Origin of the sequence: Alkalibaculum bacchi, from assembly GCF_003317055.1 — a bacterium.
Classification (GTDB): domain Bacteria; phylum Bacillota; class Clostridia; order Eubacteriales; family Alkalibacteraceae; genus Alkalibaculum; species Alkalibaculum bacchi.
On record NZ_QNRX01000037.1, the window covers coordinates 1 to 3,028 of the forward strand.

The 3,028-nt window shown below is 35.1% G+C and carries 3 protein-coding genes and 1 pseudogene; all 4 read left to right on the forward strand.

The window, feature by feature from the left end:
* On the forward strand, positions 1–324 hold a 324-nt coding region (locus DES36_RS15010), incomplete at its 5' end, for a hypothetical protein (RefSeq protein ID WP_170128344.1).
* Positions 325–580: 256 nt separating this feature from the next.
* On the forward strand, positions 581–1,606 hold the full coding sequence (locus DES36_RS14570; protein WP_113921950.1) for a hypothetical protein: 1,026 nt from the start codon (positions 581–583) through the stop codon (positions 1,604–1,606).
* 112 nt (positions 1,607–1,718) lie between these two features.
* Positions 1,719–2,396 (forward strand): 4Fe-4S double cluster binding domain-containing protein, encoded by a 678-nt coding sequence (locus DES36_RS14575; protein ID WP_113921951.1) that lies wholly within the window; start codon positions 1,719–1,721, stop codon positions 2,394–2,396.
* A gap of 211 nt (positions 2,397–2,607) precedes the next feature.
* A pseudogene (locus DES36_RS14580) lies at positions 2,608–3,028 on the forward strand (undecaprenyl diphosphate synthase family protein); the annotation flags it as partial.

Here is a 3,028-nt window from a genome sequence, read left to right on the forward strand (position 1 = left end):
AGATTAGTATCACTAGTGTTTAGAGAAGTATGTATTAGAGCAGGGATTAGTTTGCCACTTCAGAAGCAACTGGATGCATACATTAGAATAAATGAAGCTTTCGCACTATATTTATCTCAACTTGAACAAATTGATATTGAACTCTTCAAAAAGGAAACAGAGCAATATGATAAGATGCTTGAAATGATGGAAGAAACAGATAACGAAGAAGAGTTACATGTTTTATTACTAAATGAATATAAAGCCCTTGGTATTGCATTGCCTTACAGTGGAAGTTTTGATGATTTCATGAAAGACGAATTTTCTATATTGGAGTTTAAATAATGTTTGAGTGCGATAAATGCGGTGAATGTTGCAGAAATCTACACAAATCACCAATATACAATGAATTGCATAACGGAGATGGTATTTGCATGTATTTGAAAAATGATATTTGCACAATATATGATGATAGGCCTTTAGTGTGCCGTGTTGATGAATGCTATGAAGTTATGTTTAAAGAACAAATAATCTACCAGGATTATCTTGAGCTTAATTACAAGTTCTGTAAGGAACTAAAAAAATCAAGGAGGAAATGAATATGCCTTTACCATTATTTTTAGGAATCGGAGCTGCGATTGCTGGTGCAGCAGGAATTGGAACAGGGATTCACGGAGCAGCAAAGATGAAAGAAGCGAATGGTACAATGGAGTCTGCCAAGAGGTGCCATGAGCGCAATATGAATCGCTTTGAAAAAGAAAACAAAACAACCAGTGAAGATATGGACAAATTGGGCAAACTTGAATTGGAAATACTACATAGTTTTAATACATTCTCAGATGTATTTGAGCAAATTAAAAATAGACCTACATTCGAGAATTATTCTAAGAATGGCATTACTCTTCCAAAGTATGATTCAGAAAAACTTAAAAAGGTATCCGTTGGAGCAGGAGTGCTTCTTGGTGGTTTAGGTGGAGCAGGTTTGGGCGCGGCTGGTGGATTTGCTGCAGCAGGTGCAACTACAGCGGCAGTTATGGCATTGGGCACTGCTTCAACAGGTACGGCAATAGCTTCTTTGAGTGGAGCTGCTTTAACAAATGCAACATTGGCTGCATTAGGTGGCGGTGCCATTGCAGCAGGCGGTGGAGGAATTGCCCTAGGTACTACTATTTTAGGCGCAACAACATTAGGTGTCGGGTTGCTTGTAGGCGGCGTTATCTTTAGTTTTACGGGCGGCAAGCTATCAGATAAAGCAGATGAAGCATGGTCACAGATGAAGAAAGCTGAGGATAAGATTAATAAGATTTGTGAGTATTTACTTGATTTAAGAAATACCTCTAATAAATACCATGATACAATTTCTTCTGTTAATGGAATTTATCAAAAGCATTTAAACGGATTAACAAGCGTTGTTACTATGTTAGGTCATAAGGATTGGAATACATTTACTGCTGAAGAGAAAAAGCTTGCAGAAAATACAGTTCTTCTCGTTGGATTACTTTATAATATGTGTAAAGTCGAACTTGTAATTAAAGGAAAAGGTGAAGAAGATATGAATACTATTAATACTACAGAAGTGAATCAATCCATTGATCATGCGAAAGTAGTATTAGCTGATAAGTTCTAAATAATTATATGGTAACTATTAAAATAAATCATACGAAAATTATAGAGAAAGGAGAATTATTATAAAAAGTATAGAGGGATTAGAAAATAAAATCAAAGAGATTGCAGTATCTATGGGCGCTACTCATATTGGTTCTTCAAACATATCATCTGCACATAATGAAATTTGTAAACAAGGTGGAGAGTATCTTAGACAATATGACTATTGTATTACTATTGGAATGGTATTGCCAGATAGTACAATAGACGGAATTTTAAGAGATGATGTCCACAGTTTTGCTGATTATTTCTCTGCTTATCAGTCTATTAATCAGCAATTAGGGATTATATCTATTGTAATTGCTACCTTTTTACAGCAAAATAGCTATCTTTCTATGGCAATTAGCCCTTCTCTATATCCAGATAAAGAAAAGCTTTGCTCTAACTTTTCACACAAAATTGGAGCAAGATTGAGTGGACTTGGCTGGATCGGAAAATCTGGATTATTGATTACACCAGATTATGGACCAAGAGTCCGTTTTGTTTCTGTGCTTACAAATCTTCGGCTTAGAAATTCCGGCTATATAATGGATTCTCGTTGTGGAAATTGTCATGCCTGTGTAGATTCATGTCCTGTACATGCATATACTGGTCGCGATTTTGTCCCAGAAGAACCCCGTGAAATGCGCTATAACGCGGTAGCTTGCTATGATTATCATAGACAACGGAAAAATGAGGGGAAAATTGATATGTGTGGATATTGCGTACAAGCATGTCCATATGGAAAACAAGCAAAAAATATCGTAAGGTAAAGACTTACTAAGAATATAACCTTTAACATATATAGAACCAATAAGCTATATTTTAATAAACAATCGTGTCGATTAATATATTCACCCAATATTCTGTATATATTTAACATTTAGGATCAAGAATATGAAAGTTGTTTGTTGCAAAAGAGAGTTGGCTTGTTTTTGCTAGCATCTCTAGACAGAACAATAAGAATAGATATTGGAGTAATTTATAGAGAGATTACCAAAGCATATTGGCATTATCCCAGATGGAAATCGAAGGTGGGCGCAAGATAAAGGTCTATTAAAAGAAGAAGGATACAATAGTGGGATTGAGCCAGGCTTATCTTTGTTTAATAAATGCAAGGAATTAGGAATTAGAGAGTTGACCTATTGCGGTTTTACCAAGGATAATACAAAGCGTTCTAAAATACAGAGATTAGCATTTACAAAAGCCTGCATTGACGCAGTAAAATTACTTACAAAAGAAGATGCTTCTTTATTGGTTATGGGATATTGGCCATATTCAAGAAAAAAATCAATCTTTAAAAACAAATGTTTCTAACAATATTTATTCTGCAGATATCTCAAGAATGGATTTAATTGTGCGTTGGGGAAGAAGATGTCGCCTAAGCGGATTTTTACCTGTACAA